At 66.1% G+C, this 18,616-nt stretch carries 17 protein-coding genes and 1 pseudogene; 11 read left to right on the top strand and 7 right to left on the bottom strand.

Going from position 1 to position 18,616, the window contains the following annotated elements; all coding sequences use genetic code 11:
* The first annotated feature begins 63 nt into the window (after window positions 1-63).
* A complete protein-coding gene (gene adk / locus ACQ858_RS09115) occupies window positions 64-720 on the top strand; it encodes an adenylate kinase (RefSeq protein WP_431276380.1) in 657 nt (218 codons plus the stop codon).
* Between the two features lie 46 nt (window positions 721-766).
* Here the strand turns inward: adk and ACQ858_RS09110 are convergent.
* Window positions 767-1,758, bottom strand: a pseudogene (locus ACQ858_RS09110) (asparaginase).
* 72 nt (window positions 1,759-1,830) lie between these two features.
* Here ACQ858_RS09110 and lexA point away from each other — a divergent pair.
* The 5 genes from lexA (at window position 1,831) to ACQ858_RS09085 (ending at window position 5,222) form a co-directional block, all read left to right on the top strand.
* Window positions 1,831-2,505 (top strand): transcriptional repressor LexA, encoded by a 675-nt coding sequence (gene lexA, locus ACQ858_RS09105; protein WP_088956850.1) that lies wholly within the window; start codon window positions 1,831-1,833, stop codon window positions 2,503-2,505.
* 113 nt (window positions 2,506-2,618) lie between these two features.
* Window positions 2,619-2,960 (top strand): hypothetical protein, encoded by a 342-nt coding sequence (locus ACQ858_RS09100; protein ID WP_431276379.1) that lies wholly within the window; start codon window positions 2,619-2,621, stop codon window positions 2,958-2,960.
* An 86-nt stretch (window positions 2,961-3,046) separates the two neighbouring features.
* Window positions 3,047-4,054 carry a D-2-hydroxyacid dehydrogenase family protein gene (locus tag ACQ858_RS09095; RefSeq protein WP_431276378.1) on the top strand — a complete coding sequence of 336 codons (1,008 nt, stop codon included), beginning with the start codon at window positions 3,047-3,049 and terminating at the stop codon, window positions 4,052-4,054.
* Window positions 4,051-4,686, top strand: a complete 636-nt coding sequence (locus tag ACQ858_RS09090; RefSeq protein WP_431276377.1) for an MFS transporter — start codon at window positions 4,051-4,053, stop codon at window positions 4,684-4,686. The genes ACQ858_RS09095 and ACQ858_RS09090 overlap by 4 nt, the downstream gene beginning before the upstream one ends.
* Window positions 4,668-5,222: an MFS transporter gene (locus ACQ858_RS09085; RefSeq protein WP_431276376.1), complete on the top strand. Its 555-nt coding sequence runs from the start codon at window positions 4,668-4,670 to the stop codon at window positions 5,220-5,222. Before ACQ858_RS09090 ends, ACQ858_RS09085 begins: the two co-directional genes overlap by 19 nt.
* 1,343 nt (window positions 5,223-6,565) lie before the next feature.
* On the opposite strand, the gene ACQ858_RS09080 is transcribed toward ACQ858_RS09085, so the two are convergent.
* The gene (locus ACQ858_RS09080) at window positions 6,566-7,339 is read right to left on the bottom strand and encodes a type IV pilus assembly protein FimV (RefSeq protein ID WP_431276375.1); all 774 of its coding nucleotides are present in this window, start codon (window positions 7,337-7,339) and stop codon (window positions 6,566-6,568) included.
* Window positions 7,340-7,485: 146 nt separating this feature from the next.
* Here ACQ858_RS09080 and ACQ858_RS09075 point away from each other — a divergent pair, with 146 nt between their 5' ends.
* The 5 genes from ACQ858_RS09075 to ACQ858_RS09055 all read left to right on the top strand — a co-directional run bounded on the left by ACQ858_RS09075 (window position 7,486) and on the right by ACQ858_RS09055 (window position 13,064).
* Complete coding sequence (locus ACQ858_RS09075) at window positions 7,486-9,006, top strand: 3-hydroxyacyl-CoA dehydrogenase (RefSeq protein ID WP_431276374.1); 1,521 nt, start codon at window positions 7,486-7,488, stop codon at window positions 9,004-9,006.
* Between the two features lie 12 nt (window positions 9,007-9,018).
* On the top strand, window positions 9,019-9,798 hold the full coding sequence (locus ACQ858_RS09070; RefSeq protein WP_431276373.1) for an oxepin-CoA hydrolase, alternative type: 780 nt from the start codon (window positions 9,019-9,021) through the stop codon (window positions 9,796-9,798).
* Window positions 9,799-9,853: 55 nt separating this feature from the next.
* Window positions 9,854-10,573, top strand: a complete 720-nt coding sequence (locus ACQ858_RS09065) for a Crp/Fnr family transcriptional regulator (protein ID WP_431276372.1) — start codon at window positions 9,854-9,856, stop codon at window positions 10,571-10,573.
* 11 nt (window positions 10,574-10,584) lie between these two features.
* The gene (locus ACQ858_RS09060; protein WP_431276371.1) at window positions 10,585-11,673 is read left to right on the top strand and encodes a phosphotransferase; all 1,089 of its coding nucleotides are present in this window, start codon (window positions 10,585-10,587) and stop codon (window positions 11,671-11,673) included.
* A 119-nt stretch (window positions 11,674-11,792) separates the two neighbouring features.
* A complete protein-coding gene (locus tag ACQ858_RS09055; RefSeq protein ID WP_431276370.1) occupies window positions 11,793-13,064 on the top strand; it encodes an acyl-CoA dehydrogenase family protein in 1,272 nt (423 codons plus the stop codon).
* Window positions 13,065-13,115: 51 nt separating this feature from the next.
* Here ACQ858_RS09055 and ACQ858_RS09050 read toward each other — a convergent pair whose 3' ends face one another.
* The 5 genes from ACQ858_RS09050 to ACQ858_RS09030 all read right to left on the bottom strand — a co-directional run bounded on the left by ACQ858_RS09050 (window position 13,116) and on the right by ACQ858_RS09030 (window position 18,609).
* Window positions 13,116-13,607, bottom strand: a complete 492-nt coding sequence (locus tag ACQ858_RS09050) for a GNAT family N-acetyltransferase (RefSeq protein WP_431276369.1) — start codon at window positions 13,605-13,607, stop codon at window positions 13,116-13,118.
* Window positions 13,604-14,938: a phosphoglucosamine mutase gene (gene glmM / locus ACQ858_RS09045; protein ID WP_431276368.1), complete on the bottom strand. Its 1,335-nt coding sequence runs from the start codon at window positions 14,936-14,938 to the stop codon at window positions 13,604-13,606. Before glmM ends, ACQ858_RS09050 begins: the two co-directional genes overlap by 4 nt.
* Window positions 14,935-15,792 carry a dihydropteroate synthase gene (folP, locus tag ACQ858_RS09040; protein WP_431276367.1) on the bottom strand — a complete coding sequence of 286 codons (858 nt, stop codon included), beginning with the start codon at window positions 15,790-15,792 and terminating at the stop codon, window positions 14,935-14,937. The genes glmM and folP overlap by 4 nt, the downstream gene beginning before the upstream one ends.
* A 64-nt stretch (window positions 15,793-15,856) precedes the next feature.
* A complete protein-coding gene (ftsH, locus tag ACQ858_RS09035; protein WP_431276366.1) occupies window positions 15,857-17,773 on the bottom strand; it encodes an ATP-dependent zinc metalloprotease FtsH in 1,917 nt (638 codons plus the stop codon).
* A 167-nt stretch (window positions 17,774-17,940) separates the two neighbouring features.
* The gene (locus ACQ858_RS09030; RefSeq protein WP_431276365.1) at window positions 17,941-18,609 is read right to left on the bottom strand and encodes an RlmE family RNA methyltransferase; all 669 of its coding nucleotides are present in this window, start codon (window positions 18,607-18,609) and stop codon (window positions 17,941-17,943) included.
* Between the last annotated feature and the right edge of the window lie 7 nt (window positions 18,610-18,616).

Raw genomic sequence — 18,616 nt, 5'->3', positions numbered from 1 at the left:
GCCATTGACGCCACTCGTGATCAGCACGGCGCGACAGAAATCCAAAAAACTTCCGAGGACACCATGAGACTGATATTGTTGGGCGCGCCCGGGGCGGGCAAAGGCACGCAGGCGACCTTCATCTGCCAGAAATACGGCATCCCCCAGATCTCCACCGGCGACATGCTTCGCGCGGCCGTCAAGGCCGGCACGCCGCTGGGCAAGCAGGCCGAAGCCGTGATGGCCTCCGGTGCACTGGTCAGCGACGACCTGATCATCAATCTCGTCAAGGAACGCATCGCAGAGGCCGATTGCGCGCAGGGCTTCCTGTTCGATGGCTTTCCGCGGACCATCCCGCAGGCCGAGGCGATGCGGGCCGCCGGCGTGAAGCTCGACTACGTTCTCGAGATCGACGTTCCCTTCTCCGACATCATCGAACGCATGAGCGGCCGCCGCTCGCATCCGGCGTCGGGCCGCACCTATCACGTGAAGTTCAACCCGCCGAAGGTCGACGGCAAGGACGATGTGACCGGCGAGGACCTGATCCAGCGCGAAGACGACAAGGAAGAAACGGTGCGCAAGCGCCTCGACGTCTACAGCCAGCAGACCCGCCCGCTGGTCGACTATTACTCCCAGTGGGCCAAGGTCGAGCCCCAGGCGGCACCGAAGTACCGCTCCATCAGCGGCGTGGGCACCGTCGACGACATCACCCAGCGCGCGCTGGCCGCACTCAGCAGTTGATCGGGCCGGGCCGGAGCGCGTCGAGCGCAGCGCGTCCAGCTTCCGACTAGCGCCAGTCGATCCGGCCGCCGGATAGGAGTTCCAGCGCCAGCGCGATCCGCGCCTTGACGGGCGTCAGCCCACCCGCATCGCGCAAAGACTCGCTCTGCTTCGGCAGGATGCGCCCCTGCATGCAACGGGTCGCGCGCACCACGGCAATTCCTTCGGCCTGCGCGCGCAGCGCGGCGGCCTCCAGCTCGTGGTGCAACGTGCCGTTGCCGGTCGCGGCAAGCACGAGGCCCTCGACGGCATCGGCGCTGCCTCGCTTGCGCTCGGCGATCAATGCCTCGACGATTGCCCCGCGTGCCTCGGCATGGCTCACCAGAATCTCGACGCGCGGCAATGATGCGGCGCTGGCAACGCGATCGAAGGCCTGCGTCGCGTCATGCGACTGGGGCCAGTTGCGCAGCACCCGGAGTGCGCCCTCTTCCACATACGCCAACGGACCGCTGTCGCCCGATTCGAAGGCATCGATGCGGTAGGTGTGGACCTTCTGAACATCGAGCGCGCCGTGGACGGTGCCTGCACAAACCGCCACGACGCCTTGCACGCCTCCTGTTGCAGCGACCACGATCGCATCGCGCACGTTCTGCGGCCCGTCGGGAACCAGCGCAGTCGCCGGACGCATCGCGCAGGTGAGCACCACCGGCTTGGCGGGCGCGAGTACCAATTGGAGAAAAAAGCCGTCTCCTCCAGCGTGTCGGTGCCGTGGGTGATGACGACACCCGCCACATCCGCTTCCGCGAGCCAACGGGCGCACCTCCGTGCGAGCGTTTGCCAGATCGCGAAGCTCATGTCCTTGCTGTCCACCTGCGCGACCTGCTCGGCCAGCAACGCAATGCCGTCGGGCGCATCGATGCCTTCCAACAGCTCCGTGACGCCGACCTGTCCCGCGGTGTAGCCGATGTTGTCGCCTGCGAGATTGGCACGTCCTGCAATCGTGCCCCCAGTGCCCAGAACGATGACCCGGCGCGCGGCGCCTTGAATGTTTTCGACCATTGCTTGCCAATCCCGGGAAAACTGGTTAAAAATACAGGTACTGGATATGCAACCAGCCCCTCAGGAGCCACCATGCAGTTTGCCGTCAAGCTTACCGCCCGTCAGCAGCAGATTCTGGACTTGATTCAAAGCGCCATCGCTCGCACCGGCGCACCCCCGACGCGCGCCGAAATCGCAGCCGAGCTGGGCTTCAAGTCGGCCAATGCGGCCGAGGAGCATCTGCAAGCCCTGGCCCGCAAAGGCGTGATCGAGCTGGTGAGCGGCACCTCGCGAGGCATCCGGCTCAAGGGTGAGGCCCTGCGCGCGCTCAACGAATCACGGAACAATCAGTATTCGCTGTCCCTGCCCGGCATGGCGCAACTCGCCCTGCCGCTGATCGGGCGTGTCGCCGCCGGCTCGCCCATCTTGGCGCAGGAGCATATCGACCAGACCTACTACGTCGAGAACACGCTCTTCCAACGTCAGCCGGACTACCTCCTCAAGGTGCGCGGCATGTCGATGCGCGACGCCGGCATCATGGACGGCGACCTTCTCGCAGTGCAGGCCACCAAGGAAGCGCGCAACGGCCAGATCGTGGTCGCCCGTCTGGGCGACGAAGTCACAGTCAAGCGCCTCAAGCGCAACAAGCAGGTCATCGAGTTGCACGCAGAAAACCCCGACTACCCGACCATCGTTGTACAACCCGGCGAACCTTTCGAAATCGAAGGCCTCGCGGTCGGCCTGATCCGCAACACGATGTTGATGTAGGCATCCTCATCACCGGCCGCGACAGGTGGCGGGCGTATGGCATTGAGCCATCACCCTGTCGAGGCGACGAAAGCAATCCTGCCTGTGTTCAATCTCTACCCTCCGGAGTTCACATGGGAATCGCTCTTCTCAGCATCGTCGACCTGTTCACGCCCCTGCAGTCGCTGGCCGATCGCTGGATGCCGGCACGGCGCTCGCGTCACATCAATTCATCAGGACTGCGCTATGTCGGCGTCAGGCCGAGCTGCGCGCCGCGGCAGGGCCCGGCGGGCCGGGATACGTCCGCCAGCGCGCGTCCACTGCGAGTCGTCCGCATGGTCGATGCGCAGCAGCCCCATCGGCACCCGGGTCGCGTGGTCATCTCCGGCCGCATGGCGGATGTCTGCGCAGAGCTCGATCGCCTGGCCGCACTGGAAGCCGCAGACACGGCCCGGCATTGCGCTCGCATGCATTGACACCCCCACCCGGCGTTGTGTGCGACACACGACGCCGGGCAACACGCCGACACAGCCTGCGAGTCGTGCAAGGCACAATGCAAACCATGAACATTGTGATCCTCGACGACTACCAGGACGCAGTACGCAAGCTGCAGTGCGCCTCCAAGCTCGACGCCTATGCGGCCAAGGTTTACACCAACACCGTCAAGGGTATCGGCCAGCTCTCGGTTCGCCTCAAGGATGCCGAGGTGATCGTGCTGATCCGGGAGCGCACCAACATCTCGCGGCAGTTGATCGAGAAGCTGCCCAAGCTCAGGCTCATCTCCCAAACCGGCCGCGTCGGAAGCCACATCGACGTGAACGCCTGTTCCGAGCTTGGCATTGCGGTGGCCGAAGGCACGGGATCCCCGCAAGCGCCGGCGGAACTCACATGGGCGCTGATCATGGCAGCGATGCGTCGACTGCCCCAGTACATCAGCAACCTGAAGCACGGCGCCTGGCAGCAATCGGGGCTCAAGTCGGCATCCATGCCGCCGAATTTCGGGCTGGGCTCGGTGCTCAAGGGCAAGACGCTCTGCATCTGGGGCTACGGCCGCATCGGCCAGCTCGTCGCGCGCTACGGCCAGGCGTTCGGCATGCAGGTGGTCATCTGGGGACGCGAGCAGAGTCTGTCCAAAGCACGGTCAGACGGCTTTCAGGTGGCGCCGAACCGTGAAACCTTCTTCGCCGCGGCGGATGTGCTGTCGCTCCATCTCCGACTCACTGAGGAAACCCGTGGCCTCGTGACGCTCGAGGATCTGTCGCGCATGAAGCCGACCTCCCTGTTCGTGAATACCTCGCGTGCCGAGCTGGTGGAGCAGGACGCACTCCTCGCGGCGCTCAATCGCGGGCGGCCCGGTCTCGCTGCGATCGACGTCTTCGAAAGCGAACCACCGTTGCAGGGACACGCCCTTCTTCGGCTCGAGAACTGCATCTGCACGCCCCACATCGGCTATGTCGAACAGGAGAGCTACGAGCTGTACTTCGGGCAGGCCTTCGACAACGTGGTGAGCTTCATCAAAGGCAACCCGACCAACATCGTCAACCCCGGCGCGCTGCAGGTCCGCCGTTGAAGCAGCCTGCACTGCCAGCCGCCTTGTGGGCCCTGCTGGCGGGCAACTTCGTGATCGGCACCGGCGTCATGGTGGTGCCCGGCACGCTCAACGAGCTCAGTTCTTCGCTCCAGATCAGCGCGGCGACGGCCGGCCAGTTGATCACGGCGGCGGCCGCAGTGATGTGCGTCGGGGCACCCTTGCTTGCCGCAGTGGTCGCCGGTTGGGACCGGCGCGTACTGCTCGCCTGCACGATGCTCTGGTATGCGTGCGGCCATCTGTTCGCGACCTTGATGCCCACTTTCGGCGCGCTGCTGCCGGTTCGCATGTTGACGGTGATCGCTCCGGCGATCTTCACGGCGCAGGCCGCCGCGTGCGCGGGGCTGCTGGTGCCGGCGGAGCAACGCGGGCGTGCCGTGACCTTCGTCTTCCTGGGATGGTCCATGGCCTCGGTGCTGGGGCTTCCTCTCGGTGCACTGATCGGAGGCCACCTTGGCTGGCGAGCGGCCTTCGCCGCCATTGCGCTGCTCGCGTTGGTGAGCGCGATTTGGATCTGGGTCAAGCTGCCGTCCGGCATCCGCCCCCCGCGTTGTCACGCGATGCCTGGGCGCGGGTCTTCAAGAGTCCCCTTCTCATGGGCGTCGTCTGCGTGACCGCGCTGCAAGGCTCCGGCCAGTTCGTGCTGTTCAGCTACTTCGCACCGATTCTTCGGGAGCGGCTTGGCGCCGACGCAACCCAGCTCGGGCTGGTCTGGGCATGGTTCGGCGCCTGCGGCGTGGTGGGCAACATGCTGGTCAGCCGCCACATCGATCGAATCGGCGCATCGCGCATGGTCCTGGTGACCACGGCATTGATCGCGCTGAGCCTGCTTCTGTGGCCTCTGGGTGTCAGCCTGGTCTGGCTGGCGATCCTCCTCACGCCATGGGGACTGGGCTGCTTCGCGACCAACTCGGCGCAGCAGGCGCGGCTGGTGTCGCTCTCACCCTCACTGGCACCGGGATCGGTGGCACTGAACAGTTCCGGGATCTACATTGGCCGGGCCCTCGGCGCCGGTGCGGGCGGCTGGCTGCTCGCCCATGGCGCGATCGACTGGATGAACTGGGTCGGCCTGGTGACGGTACTTGCCGCCATTGCACTCAGCATCTCCGTCGACAGGGCGCGAACGCGCACCCTGGCCATCAACGCTTGATCGACTTGCTCTTTGGCGCGATCTCCGCTTCCGTGGTCGGATCGAACAGCTCGAAATCGATGACGTGCGGATCGCTCGACGGGGCCGGCGGCTTTGGGGGCTCGATCGGCGTCGGCATGGTCTCGTAGGCCGTCTTGTCGAACTCGGCGAGGTCCAGTTCGGGCGGGGGCACGACGCGCGGTGGCGTGTCGCGCTCCTCGTCGTGTGCAGGGGGATCGGTGTGTCCGGAACCATCACGGTGTCGTGATGGAGCCTGTCGTCGATCGAGCCGTAGATCGACGGGGGCAAGGTCGGCCCGTCCGGCATGACGGGAGGCACCGTGTCGGGCCAGAGCGACGCCGTGGCGGTCGCAGAGTGCGTGTCGGTAAACGGCGCAGGCGCGACCTCGGCGGGCGGCGCCGTATCGGGCTCGATCACCTCCTTCGCAAGGGCGTACAGCAGAAGCAGTTCCTGGTACGCCGCGAGATCGAAGGCGCCTTCCTCGTGGACGCCGGGCTTGCGGAAGATCAGCTCCTCGATCAGTGCCAGCGTGCTCGGCGCAGGCCATTGCGACTCGATGCGCGCGAGTGCGCTGCGGTAGTGCTCGAGGCCCTTGCCAGCGTCGGTGTACTTGTCGAAAGGAGGCACGTCCGCGTTGAAGGCGCGTTCGAATTCCTCGGCGAGCCGCGCATAGTCTTCGCGGCGATCGAGCGAATGGTAGATGCGCAGCAGGTCCAGATACGCCAGCGCACTCGTCCCCGGATTGGCGGCGATGTGTTCTCGCAGCACGTCGATCGCCTGGTCTTGCTGGCCGAGCGAAAGAAAGAAGTCCGACTGCTGCTGCACATCGAACAGTTCCTCGGTGTTGACCGGCCGAACCGCCGCACCTTCGAGTGCCCGCGCGGGCGGCGGCGGCGGCGGCGCGACGTCGTCGCCGTCCGGCTCCAGAGGCGCAAAGGGCGTGGCGCCGAAGGTCGTCATGCCGAGCGTGCGCTTCCTCGGCGGTTCGTCCTCGGCGTCGGTGCCCGATTCGTCGTCATCGAGCAGACCACCATCGCGACGCAGCCGCTTGGCCCCATCCCCGCCTTCGGGCTGCAGCACCGACTCGCGCCACCACGCGGAAGCCGCGGCACGGCGACTCGCGCGCCACATCAGCAGCAAAGCGATCAACGCCAGCAGCAGCGCGCCGATCAGTGCATAGACCAAGGGGTTGCGGAACTGGCTTTCGCGGGCCTGCGCGAGTTCGCTGCGCAACTCGAGGAGCGCGCGCTGGTTCTGCGCGGTCTGTTCGCGCAGCGTGGCCAGCGTGGCTTCAAGTTCCTTGTTGCGCTGATTCTCGCGCTGCGCCTGCTCGGCGGCGGGATTCATTGCGCCCCACAGCGCAGCGGCCGCCGCACGGCGCGCGGGATCCTCGGTGGGCGGAGGCACGATCTGGGGGTGGTCTTCAGCCCGCTTTCCTTGGCCGGCTCAGGCTCGAGCGCATCGACCTGGAGCCGGGGTCCCGCAGCAACGGGTTCGGTCTTTGGTGGCGCCGCGGCGGTTGGCCGCGCAGCCGGCACCGCGCGCGGAACAATCGGCGCGGCCCGACGCGGCGCGGGCGCAGCGGGGGCACTTGCCTGCGATGCGGCCTGAGCGGTGCTTTCGCGTTCCGCTGAAGAACGGGCTGCGGCGCGGCGGACGGTCGAGCTTCCCGAGCCATCCTGGCTGGCGGCACCGCCACCGCCCCCACCCGCCATGCGAGATGTCGGACGTGCGGTCGGCCTCGGCACCGGGGCACCATCGGCCGACGGACGCGCCCCTGCCACGGCAACACCCGGCGGCGTGAGATCGGAAGGCACGTCGGCCAGCAGCACGTAGTTGCGTGTCGACTTCATGTCGCAGCCAGCGCGAACCGTGATGGTGACGACGGGCTCGTCGACCGGCACGGTCGTACGCACGCGAATGTTGGAGTTGCCCGGGCTGCTGCCGGATTCGAGGGAGACGGTCACCCTGCGTTCGAGCATGGGCGCGTCGCCCTGCAGCACCTCGGCGCCGAGGCACAGTGAGCTACCGGCCTCGGCCGCGTCGAGCGCAAGCGGAATCACCACGTCGATCGGCTTGCCGATCCAGACGGCGCCTTGCGGGCGCCCGATCGTCAAGGCGGATGATTCGAGGGCGACTCCGAGGAGGAGCAGGCTCGCCGCAAAGCGTGGGAGTTGCAAAATCGGATGCAAGAAGCAATCAAAAGTTGACGCATTCTGACATGGTGGTCAGGCCCCTCCATTCACCGAGAGACAATTATCAAATGACCGTGAACTTTTCCAATACCGCCGTGATCGGCGCAGGCGCCATGGGCCGAGGCATCGCCCAGATCGCAGCACAAGCCGGAAGCCAGGTTCTGCTGCTGGACAGCTTCGAAGGGGCCGCCGAGCGGGGCCGCGATGCGATCCTCGCCCAGTGGCGCAAGCTGCAGGAGAAAGGCAAGCTCGACGCCGCGCAGCTCGAGGCGCTTTCGGGCCGCGTGCACGCGGTCGGATCGATGCAGGACATCGCTGGCTGCGACCTGGTGATCGAGGCGATCGTCGAGGACATCGAGGTCAAGCGAAAGTTGTTCCGCGAGATCGAGACGGTGGTCTCGACATCGGCAACGCTGGTGAGCAATACCTCATCGCTATCAGTGACCGCCATCGCCGCGGGGCTCGCGCATCCGGAACGCATGGCCGGCTTCCACTTCTTCAATCCGGTTCCACTGATGAAGGTCGTGGAGGTGGTGGCGGGCTTCAAGACCGATCCCGAGATCTGCCGCAAGTTGGCCGGCTACGCCACGCAGATGGGCCACAGCCCGGTGCAGGCCAAGGACACGCCCGGGTTCATCGTGAATCACGCGGGGCGCGGCTACGGCACCGAGGCGCTGCGCATCGCCGGAGAAAGCGTAGCCGACTTCGCCACCATCGATCGCATCCTCAAAGACCAGGCGGGTTTCCGCCTCGGGCCGTTCGAGCTGCTCGACCTCACCGCGCTCGACGTCTCTCATCCGGTGATGGAGTCCATCTATCGCCAGTACTACGAGGAGCCGCGCTACCGCCCCAGCGTGATCACGGCGCAGCGGCTTGCGGCCGGCGCCCTGGGCCGCAAGAGCGGCGAGGGCTTCTACCGCTATCCCGACGGCGCGATGCAGCAGGTTGCAGAACCGCCCGTGCCTTCGGTCGACACGATTCCCCCGGTCTGGGTTTCGCCGCGTGCGGCACGGCGCCCCGAGTTGCTCAAGCTCGTGCATGCCCTCGGCGCCCAGCTCGAAAGCGGTGCCACGCCCTCGCCTTCCGCGCTGATCCTGGTCGCGCCGCTGGGCTTCGACGTCACGACCGTCGCGGCCGTCGATCGGCTCGACGCGACCCGTACCGTCGGCATCGACATGATGGTCGACGATGCTGCCACCAAGCGGCGGGTGCTCGCCACCAACCCGGCCACGCGCCGCGACATGCGCGACGCAGCCCATGCGCTGTTTGCGCACGACGGCAAGGCGGTCAGCGTGATCCGCGACAGCGGCGGTTTCGTCACCCAGCGCGTCGTCGCGACGATCGTCAACATCGCGTGCGACATGTGCCAGCAGGGCGTCTGCACGCCGGCCGATCTGGACCTGGCGGTGCGACTTGGCCTCGGCTACCCGCAGGGGCCGCTGGCCATGGGCGATTTGTACGGTCCGACGAACATGCTGGAAATCCTGTTCAACCTCCAGACCGTGTACGGCGATCCCCGCTACCGCCCGAGCCCGTGGTTGCGCCGTCGCGGCGCACTCGGCCTGAGCCTCACCCATCAAGAAGAGTAAGAGACGACAACCATGACCGCAGAGCTCAAGAGCACCACCGAAGGCAGCACCATGGTGCTGACCCTGTCCAATCCGTCGCAGCGCAATGCGCTCGGGCCCGAGATGTACGCGGCCGGCATCGAGGCCTTCAACGGCGCCGAGAACAACACCGAGATCCGCAGCGTCGTCATGGTCGGCGAAGGCAAATGGTTCTGCGCTGGCGGCTCGCTGCAGCGCCTGCAGGCCAACCGCGCGCTCGATCCATCGGTACAGGCCGAAAGCATCGAGGCACTGCACACATGGATCGACACGATCCGTACTTTTCCAAAGCCCGTCATTGCCGCGGTCGAGGGGGCTGCAGCCGGCGCAGGCTTCTCTCTCGCGATGGCCTGCGACTTCGTGGTGTCGGCGCGCGACGCGGTCTTTGCGGCTTCGTACAGCAACGTCGCTCTCTCGCCGGACGGCGGCCTGAGCTGGCATCTGGCGCGCGCCCTGCCCCGCCAGCTCGCGAGCGAATGGCTCATGCTGGGCGAGCGGCTCGAACCCGCGCGCCTGCATGCGCTGGGCCTCGTCAACGAACTCGTCGAGAACGGGCAGGCGCTCGCGGGTGCGCTCGCACTGGCGGCAAAGATCAATGCGCGTGCACCGAACTCGATGGCCAGCATCAAGGAACTGCTCGGCGAGGCGCGCGGGGCCTCTCTGGCTTCGCACCTGGCGCAGGAGCGCGATCACTTCGTGCGCAACCTCCATCACGCCAACGCGGGCATCGGCATTGCCGCCTTCCTTTCGAAAGAGACGCCGCGCTACGAATAGCGTGCCGTCGCGCTCGTGACAACCCCAGGCATTTCAGTCACCGACAGGACAGTCCATGGACGACCCGATTCTTACCATCGAAGAACGTGAAGCGATCAATAGTGGTCGCTGGTTTTCTTCTCTTTCTCCATCACTGCGCCACGACATCCTCCGATGTGCATTCGTCAAGCGATACAAGGACGGCGATCTGATCTGCGCGCGCGGCGATCCGCCCGAGCAGTGGATCGCCTGCGCCAAGGGCGCGGTCCGCGTGAGCTCGACCGCCGTGTCGGGCAAGCAGGTGACGCTGACCTACGTGGAGCCGGGCATCTGGTTCGGCGACGTGGCGATGTTCGATGGGGACAGGCGCACGCACGATGCGTACGCGCATGGGGATTCCACGATTCTTTGCGTGGCGCGCGCGGACTTCCAGAAGATCCTCGCCAACCACGTCGAGCTCTACGAAGCGCTGATGCGGCTGCAGGCACGCCGCATCCGGCAGCTCTTCGGGCTGGTCGAGGATCTGAACACCCTGCCCCTGCGCGCGCGCCTCGCGAAGCAGCTCATCCATCTGGTGCGCAGCTACGGTGTGCCGAATCTCGCGGATGGCAATCAGATGCGGATCGGGTTGCACCTCGCGCAGGAAGAACTCGCGCAATTGCTCGGCGCCTCGCGCCAGCGCGTCAATCAGGAACTCAAGGCCATGGAGCGCGAAGAAGCGATCCGCATCGAACCGGGCGGACTGGTGGTGCTCGACCGCGCGGCGCTGATGCGCATTTCGGAAGCCGATCAATAAATCACAGAGACATGACCCAGGACTTCGACAAATTCGTCGGCACGCGTGCCGTCTCCCCGCAGCACCAGTTCGACGTCGACGCACTCACCCGCTGGCTCGAAAAGAACCTCGACGGTTTCAAAGGCCCGCTGACGGTGGAGATGTTCAAGGGCGGGCAGTCCAATCCGACCTACAGGCTGGTGACGCCCACGCAGAGCTACGTGATGCGCGCGAAGCCGGGTCCCGTCGCCAAGCTCCTGCCTTCGGCGCACGCGGTCGAACGCGAGTTCAAGGTCATGAGCGGCCTTGCCGGCACCGACGTGCCGGTGCCGCGGATGCACTGCCTGTGCGAGGACGAGTCGGTGATCGGCCGCGCCTTCTACGTCATGGAGTTCATGCAGGGCCGCGTGCTGTGGGACCAGTCGCTGCCCGGCATGAGCAACGCCGAGCGCGCCGCGATCTACGACGAGATGAATCGCGTGATCGCGGCCCTGCATACGGTGAAATTCGCTGAACGCGGCCTCGCCGACTACGGCAAGCCGGGCAACTACTTCGAGCGGCAGATCGGCCGCTGGAGCAAGCAATACGTCGCCTCGATCACGCAGCCGATCCCCGAGATGGACCGGCTGATGGAATGGCTGCCGGCGCACATCCCGGCGAGCGCGCGCGACGAGACGCTGACGTCGATCGTCCACGGCGACTTCCGGCTCGACAACCTGATGTTCCATGCCACCGAGCCGCGCGCGATCGCGGTGCTCGACTGGGAGCTTTCGACGCTGGGCCATCCGCTCGCCGACTTCAGCTACCACTGCATGTCGTGGCACATCCCGCCGGGAGCGTTCCGCGGCATCGGCGGGCTGGACCTGAAGAGCCTCGGCATTCCCACCGAGAGCGAATACATCCGCAAGTACTGCGAGCGCACCGGCATCACCACGCCCGAAGCGCTGGCGCCCGACTGGAACTTCTACCGGGCCTACAACCTGTTCCGCATGGCGGCGATCCTGCAAGGCATCGCCAAGCGGGTCGAGGCCGGTACGGCTTCGAGCGAACAGGCGGTGGCCTCCGGCCGCGGCGCGCGCCCGATGGCTGAAATGGCGTGGCAATTCGCGGAAAAAGCATGATTCCCCGGCTTTTCACTTCGCTGCGCTACGTGTAATTCGCCACCCCCCGAGGGGAGGCGCGGCTCGCCTTGGGGCAGCCCGGCGGCGGCCGCCTGAACGCTTACCCACCAGGAGACGAAATGGACTTCGATTACTCGGCCAAGACCAAAGACTTGCAGAAGCGCGTCACGGCTTTCATGGAAGAAAACATCTACCCGGCCGAAGCCGAGTACGCGGCCGAGCTGGCAGCCAACACCGCCGCCGGCAAGCGCTGGAGCGCACTCAACGTGGTGGAAAAGGTCAAGGCCAAGGCCAAGGCCCAGGGGCTGTGGAACCTGTTCCTGCCGGTCGACAGTGCGGCCGCGTCCGGCTACGAAGGCGCGGGCCTGACCAACCAGGAATACGCACCGCTCGCCGAGATCATGGGCCGCGTGCCATGGGCCAGCGAGGCGTTCAACTGCTCGGCGCCGGACACCGGCAACATGGAAACCATTGCGCGCTACGGCTCCGAGGAAATCAAGGCCCGCTGGCTCAAGCCGCTGCTCGAAGGCGAGATCCGCTCCGCCTTCGCGATGACCGAGCCCGAGGTGGCATCGAGCGATGCCACCAACATCGCGACGCGCATCGAGCGCCAGGGCGACGAGTACGTCATCAACGGCCGCAAGTGGTGGATCTCCGGTGCGGCCGACCCGCGCTGCAAGGTGTTCGTCACCATGGGCAAGACGGACCCGGAAGCGCCCAAGCATTCGCAGCAGAGCATGATCATCGTGCCGGCGGACGCCAAGGGCATCCGCATCGCGCGCCCGCTCAACGTCATGGGTTACGACGATGCGCCGCACGGCCACGTCGAGATGTACTTCGAGAACGTGCGCGTGCCGGCTGGCAACATGCTGCTCGGCGAAGGCCGCGGCTTCGAGATCGCGCAAGGCCGCCTCGGCCCTGGCCGCATCCACCACTGCATGCGCCTGATCGGCCTGGCCGAGCGCGCGCTCGAGCTGATGTGCAAGCGCGCCTCGTCGCGGGTCGCCTTCGGCAAGACGGTGGCGTCGCAGACGGTGACGCAGGAGCGCATCGCCGAAGCCCGCTGCAAGATCGACATGGCCCGCCTGCTCACGCTCAAGGCCGCGTGGCTGATGGACGTCGCCGGCAACAAGGTCGCGAAGACCGAGATCGCGATGATCAAGGTGGTGGCGCCGAACATGGCCTGCCAGGTGATCGACTGGGCCATGCAGGTGCACGGCGGCGGCGGGATGTGCGACGACTTCCCGCTTGCCTACGCCTACGCCGGCGCGCGCACGCTGCGCTTCGCCGACGGCCCGGACGAAGTGCACCGCAACGCGATCGCGAAATGGGAACTGGGCAAGTACGGCACCGGCAAGACCGACGACACGATGCCGGTCACGCGCTTCTGAACGCAGCCTTCTGAAACGAAGCCGCCGCACTGCGAAGTGCCGGCGGCTTTTTTACAGCTTCTTCTGCAGGAACATCGCGCTGCCGAAAGCGGGATCGAGCTGGTAGCTCGCGAAGCCCTCGCGCTCGTAGGCGCGCAGCGCGCTCCTGTTGCCCGAAAGCACCTCGAGCGTCAGCTTGCACGCGCCACGGGCCCGCGCCTCCTGCTCGACGCGGGCCAGCATGTGCTGTGCCACACGCCGGCCGCGATGGCTCTCGAGGACCACCACGTCGTGCACATTGACCAGCGGCTTGCAAGCGAAGGTGGAAAAGCCTTCGATGCAGTTGACGAGCCCGACCGGCCGCTCGCCGTCGTAGGCGAGCACGCTGAAAGCCTGCGGACGCGCCGCGAGCGCTTCCGGCAGCTCGGCCAGCACCTTGGGCTCGAGCGGCGTGCCGCCGCCCGCGGGATCGCGCGCATACGCATCCAACAGCGTCACGACCGCCTGCGCATGCGACGGATCGCGATAGTCGGCAAGGCGAATGTCGATCACCGTCTCGCTCACGCGGCCTCCACCGCCGCAACCAGGCGCTTCGCGCAAGCTTCGGATTGCGCGGCGTCCTTGGCCTCGACCATGACGCGCAGCAAGGGCTCGGTGCCGCTGGCCCGGATCAGCACGCGACCCGCATCGCCGAGCTCGGCCTCGACCCGTTCGATCTCGTTCGCGAGCGCCTGGTTGGATTTCCAATCCTGACCCCCGCCAAGACGCACGTTGATCAACGTCTGCGGGTAGAGCTTCACGCCGCCGAGCAGCTCGGCCACCGTCCGGCCGCTGCGCACGCAAGCCTGCAGCACCTGCAGCGCACTCACGATGCCATCGCCCGTCGTATGGCGGTCCAGCGCCAGCAGGTGGCCCGAGCCTTCACCGCCGAGCAGCCAGCTGCGCTTGTCGAGCTCCTCGAGCACGTAGCGGTCGCCCACGCGGGCGCGGACGAACTCGATGCCCTGCGCCTTCAGCGCCATCTCGACCGCCTTGTTGGTCATCACGGTGCCGACTACGCCGGCGGGCTTCTCCCCGCGCGCGACGCGCTCCATCGCCATCAGGTAGACCAACTCGTCGCCATTGAAAAGGCGTCCGCTCGCATCCACGAGCTGCAGACGGTCGGCATCGCCGTCGAGCGCGATGCCGTAGTCGGCGCCCTGCGCCTTGACCGCTTCGATGAGCGCCTGCGGATGCGTCGCGCCGAAGCCCTTGTTGATGTTCAGGCCGTCGGGGGCGCAGCCGATGCTGGTCACCTCGGCGCCCAGTTCGTGGAAGACAGCGGGTGCGACCTGATAGGCCGCGCCATGCGCCGCGTCGACCACCAGCTTGTGGCCCCGGAGCGTCAGGTCGTTGGCAAAGGTGCTCTTGCAGAACTCGATGTAGCGTCCCGGCGCGTCGTTGAGCCGCCGCGCCTTGCCCAGATTGCGGGAATCGACCCACACCGGGTCCTCCTTCAAGACCGCTTCCACCGCCAACTCCCACTCGTCGCTGAGCTTGGTCCCGTGCGCGCTGAAGAACTTGATCCCGTTGTCCGGGTAGGCGTTGTGGCTGGCACTGATGACCACGCCGAGACTCGCACGCTGCGCGCGCGTGAGATAGGCCACGCCCGGTGTCGGCAACGGGCCGAGCAGCACCACGTCCACGCCGGCCGAGTTGAAACCCGACTCCAGCGCCGATTCGAGCATGTAGCCGGAGATGCGCGTGTCCTTGCCGATCAGGACCGTGGGCCGCGACTCGGACCGCTTGAGCACGCGTCCCACCGCGTGCGCCAGCCGCAACACGAAATCGGGCGTGATCGGCGCCTGCCCGACGGTGCCGCGAATACCGTCGGTGCCGAAATATTGTCTTGTCATTGCTGAGCTTCCTGTCGCTGTTGTTCTCTGTTCATCGCTCGCCAGACGGCCAGCGCTGCGACGGTCTCGCGCACGTCGTGCACGCGAACGATCGCCGCCCCCTTCTCCACGGCCAGCACCGCGGCGGCCACGCTCGGCACCATCCGCTCGCCCGCCGATTCGATGCCCGTGACCGCACCCAGAGAGGACTTGCGCGACCAGCCGGCCAAGAGCGGCAGGCCCGATGCCAGCAATTCGCCCTGCCGCGCGAGCAGCGCGAAATTCTGCGGGACGGTCTTGCCGAATCCGATGCCGGGATCGAGGACGATGCGTTCCGCCTGCACACCCCGGGTCATCAGCGCCCCTGCCTGCGCCTCGAGGAACTCGCGCACTGCCGCAACCACGTCCCCGCTCATCGGTGCAACCTGCATGGTCTGCGGGTCACGGTGCATGTGCATAAGGCAAACCCCACATGCCGGGTGCGCGCAGACCACCTCCATCGCACCCGGTCGGCGCAGGGCCCAGATGTCGTTGACGATGTCCGCGCCGAGTTCCAGCACCGCACGCATCACTTCGGGCTTGTAGGTGTCGACCGAGACCGGCACGCGCAGCTTCACTGCTTCGCGCACGACCGGCACGACGCGCGCCAGCTCCTCGTCCAGCGGCACCGCGGGACTGCCCGGCCGGGTCGACTCACCGCCGATGTCCAGAATGTCCGCACCCTCGTCGATCAACTGCTCGCAATGACGAACGGCCGATTGCGTCGTGGCATGCGCGCCGCCGTCCGAAAACGAATCCGGCGTGACGTTGACGATGCCCATCACCTGCGGGCGCCCGAGCTCGATCGCGAAGCGCGTGGTTTGCCAGGCGGCCATCATGCCGCGTCCCCATGAAAAAACGGGGCCAGAGGCCCCGCTGATCGACAAAGCATCATGAAGCTCAGGCTGCGGTCGGCGTCGGATCGGGATTCACCGCCGGCGTGCCGCCACTGCCACCGCTGCCCGACGGCGGGACGCGCGGCGTCCAATCCTTGGGCGGACGCGGCGCGCGGCCGGCCATGATGTCGTCGAGCTGCTCGGTGTCGATGGTTTCCCATTCGAGCAGCGCCTTCGCCATGGCGTGCATCTTGTCGCTGTTCTCCTCGATCAGGCGGCGTGCCAGTGCATATTGCTCGTCGATGATACGGCGCACTTCGGCGTCGACCTTCTGCATGGTCGACTCGCTCATGTTCGTGGTCTTGGTGACCGAGCGGCCGAGGAAGACCTCGCCCTCGTTCTCCGCGTAGACCATCGGGCCGAGCGATTCGGTCATGCCGTAGCGCATCACCATGTCGCGGGCGATCTGGGTCGCGCGCTCGAAGTCGTTGCTGGCGCCGGTGGTCATCTGGTGCATGAACACCTCTTCGGCGATCCGGCCGCCGAACAGCATGCTGATCTGGTTCAGCATGTACTCGCGGTCGTAGCTGTAGCGGTCTTGCGCAGGCAGGCTCATGGTCACGCCCAGCGCACGGCCGCGCGGGATGATCGTGACCTTGTGGACCGGGTCGCACTTGGGCAGCAGCTTGCCGATGAGCGCATGGCCGGCCTCGTGGTACGCCGTGTTGCGACGCTCTTCCTCGGGCATCACCATGCTCTTGCGCTCCGGGCCCATGAAGATCTTGTCCTTGGCCTTCTCGAAGTCCTGCATTTCCACCACGCGCGCATTGCGGCGTGCGGCCATGAGCGCGGCTTCGTTGCAGAGGTTGGCCAGATCGGCGCCCGACATGCCGGGCGTGCCGCGCGCGATGATGCTCGCGTTGACGTCCTGGCCCAGCGGCACCTTGCGCATGTGGACATTGAGGATCTGCTCGCGGCCGCGGATGTCCGGCAGCGTCACGTAGACCTGGCGGTCGAAACGGCCCGGGCGCAGCAAGGCGGCATCGAGGATGTCGGGACGGTTCGTCGCCGCGACCACGATCACGCCGAGGTTGGTTTCGAAACCATCCATCTCGACCAGCATCTGGTTGAGGGTCTGCTCGCGCTCGTCGTTGCCGCCGCCGAGGCCGGCGCCGCGCTGGCGGCCGACCGCGTCGATTTCGTCGATGAAGATGATGCAGGGCGCATTCTTCTTCGCGTTCTCGAACATGTCGCGGACACGGGCTGCGCCCACGCCGACGAACATCTCGACGAAGTCGGAACCGGAAATGGAGAAGAAAGGCACCTTGGCTTCGCCGGCGATGCTTTTCGCCAGCAGCGTCTTGCCGGTGCCCGGCGGGCCGACCAGCAGCAGGCCGCGCGGAATGCGGCCGCCGAGCTTCTGGAACTTGGCCGGATCCTTCAGGAAGTCGACGACCTCCTTGACTTCCTCCTTGGCCTCGTCGCAACCGGCGACGTCGGCGAAAGTCACCTGGTTGTTGTTCTCGTCGAGCATGCGGGCCTTGCTCTTGCCGAAGCTGAAGGCCCCGCCCTTGCCGCCGCCCTGCATCTGTCGCATGAAGTAGACCCAGACACCGATCAGCAGGAGCATCGGCCCCCAGCTCACCAGCAGGGTCATCAGCAACGAGCCTTCTTCGCGCGGCTTGACGTCGAACTTGACGTTGTTGGCGATCAGGTCGCCGACGAGACCCCGGTCGAGGTAGGTGGCGGTCGTTCGGATCTTGCGGTCGTCAGTCGTGACCGCGACGATCTCGCTGCCGCCCTGGCCCTCCTGGATCGTGGCGCTCTTGATTCGGTTGTTTCGCACTTCCTCGAGGAAGTCCGAATAGCCGATGCTGCCTGCGCCGGCAACGCCGCGGGTGTCGAACTGCTTGAACACAGTGAACAACACCATCGCGATGACGAGCCATACGGCAACTTTGGAAAACCACTGATTGTTCAAACGAAGCTCCAGTCGATAGCGCGTAGCACTGAAAACAAAAAAGGCGCCGTGGGCATCCAATTGACGCTCATTTTAGGCTTTTCAACCCGAAAAACCGGCTGATTTCCCTATAGCAGCCATAGGGCGCGAGCGGTCTTAAGGAAAAACCATGCATGCGGAAACCGGTATCAAATCGTATCGGAGGGTTTGAGCCCGATGCCTACCATAAAAGTTTCGGCCGATTTGTCGCGCGATGCCTTGGGCTTGAACGGTTTGACGACACGGAAGTTGTCCTTGAAGAGCCGGGTCAGCTCGTTGTAGCCGCTGCCGTGGAACAGCTTGGCCACCAGCGCCCCTTCCGGCTTCAGGTGGTGGCGGGCAAAGTCGATCGCCAGCTCGATGAGATGCGCCACCCGCGCCGCATCGGCGGAGGCAATGCCGGAAAGATTCGGCGCCATGTCCGACACGACCACGTCGGCCTGTCGGCCGGCCATCGCCTCGGACAGCCGTTCCAGCACGTCGGCTTCACGAAAATCGCCCTGCAGGAAGGTCACGCCTTCGATCGGCTCCATCGGCAGGATGTCCAGCGCGATGATCGTGCCCGCAAGCTCACCGACCGCGGCGCCGTCCGGCGAGAGCCTGCGCCGCACGTACTGGCTCCACGCACCCGGCGCAGAGCCCAGATCGACCACGAGATGGCCGGGCTTGATCAGGCTCAAGCTTTCGTCGATTTCCTTCAGTTTGTAGGCGGCGCGCGCCCGGTAGCCTTCCTTGGTGGCGAGCTTCACATAGGGGTCGTTCACGTGGTCGTGGATCCACGCCCGGTTGACCTTCTTCGCTTTCGGTTTGGGATTCATTGACATC

It is taken from the genome of Variovorax ureilyticus, assembly GCF_050632185.1.
Taxonomy (GTDB): domain Bacteria; phylum Pseudomonadota; class Gammaproteobacteria; order Burkholderiales; family Burkholderiaceae_C; genus Variovorax; species Variovorax ureilyticus_A.
The sequence above is the reverse complement of the archived record's forward strand: the minus strand, read 5'-3'. Positions and strand labels throughout refer to the sequence as shown.

What these genes read in the sequence shown, in the direction of transcription:
- ACQ858_RS09095 (WP_431276378.1), top strand. Translation starts at nt 3,047, where the DNA reads ATGAACATTGTGATCCTCGACGACTACCAGGACGCAGTACGCAAGCTG.
- glmM (WP_431276368.1), bottom strand. Translation starts at nt 14,938, where the DNA reads ATGACAAGACAATATTTCGGCACCGACGGTATTCGCGGCACCGTCGGG.
- ACQ858_RS09060 (WP_431276371.1), top strand. Translation starts at nt 10,585, where the DNA reads ATGACCCAGGACTTCGACAAATTCGTCGGCACGCGTGCCGTCTCCCCG.
- ACQ858_RS09085 (WP_431276376.1), top strand. Translation starts at nt 4,668, where the DNA reads ATGGGCGTCGTCTGCGTGACCGCGCTGCAAGGCTCCGGCCAGTTCGTG.
- ACQ858_RS09100 (WP_431276379.1), top strand. Translation starts at nt 2,619, where the DNA reads ATGGGAATCGCTCTTCTCAGCATCGTCGACCTGTTCACGCCCCTGCAG.
- lexA (WP_088956850.1), top strand. Translation starts at nt 1,831, where the DNA reads ATGCAGTTTGCCGTCAAGCTTACCGCCCGTCAGCAGCAGATTCTGGAC.
- ACQ858_RS09070 (WP_431276373.1), top strand. Translation starts at nt 9,019, where the DNA reads ATGACCGCAGAGCTCAAGAGCACCACCGAAGGCAGCACCATGGTGCTG.
- ACQ858_RS09055 (WP_431276370.1), top strand. Translation starts at nt 11,793, where the DNA reads ATGGACTTCGATTACTCGGCCAAGACCAAAGACTTGCAGAAGCGCGTC.
- ACQ858_RS09065 (WP_431276372.1), top strand. Translation starts at nt 9,854, where the DNA reads ATGGACGACCCGATTCTTACCATCGAAGAACGTGAAGCGATCAATAGT.
- ACQ858_RS09075 (WP_431276374.1), top strand. Translation starts at nt 7,486, where the DNA reads ATGACCGTGAACTTTTCCAATACCGCCGTGATCGGCGCAGGCGCCATG.
- adk (WP_431276380.1), top strand. Translation starts at nt 64, where the DNA reads ATGAGACTGATATTGTTGGGCGCGCCCGGGGCGGGCAAAGGCACGCAG.
- folP (WP_431276367.1), bottom strand. Translation starts at nt 15,792, where the DNA reads ATGGCCGCCTGGCAAACCACGCGCTTCGCGATCGAGCTCGGGCGCCCG.
- ACQ858_RS09030 (WP_431276365.1), bottom strand. Translation starts at nt 18,609, where the DNA reads ATGAATCCCAAACCGAAAGCGAAGAAGGTCAACCGGGCGTGGATCCAC.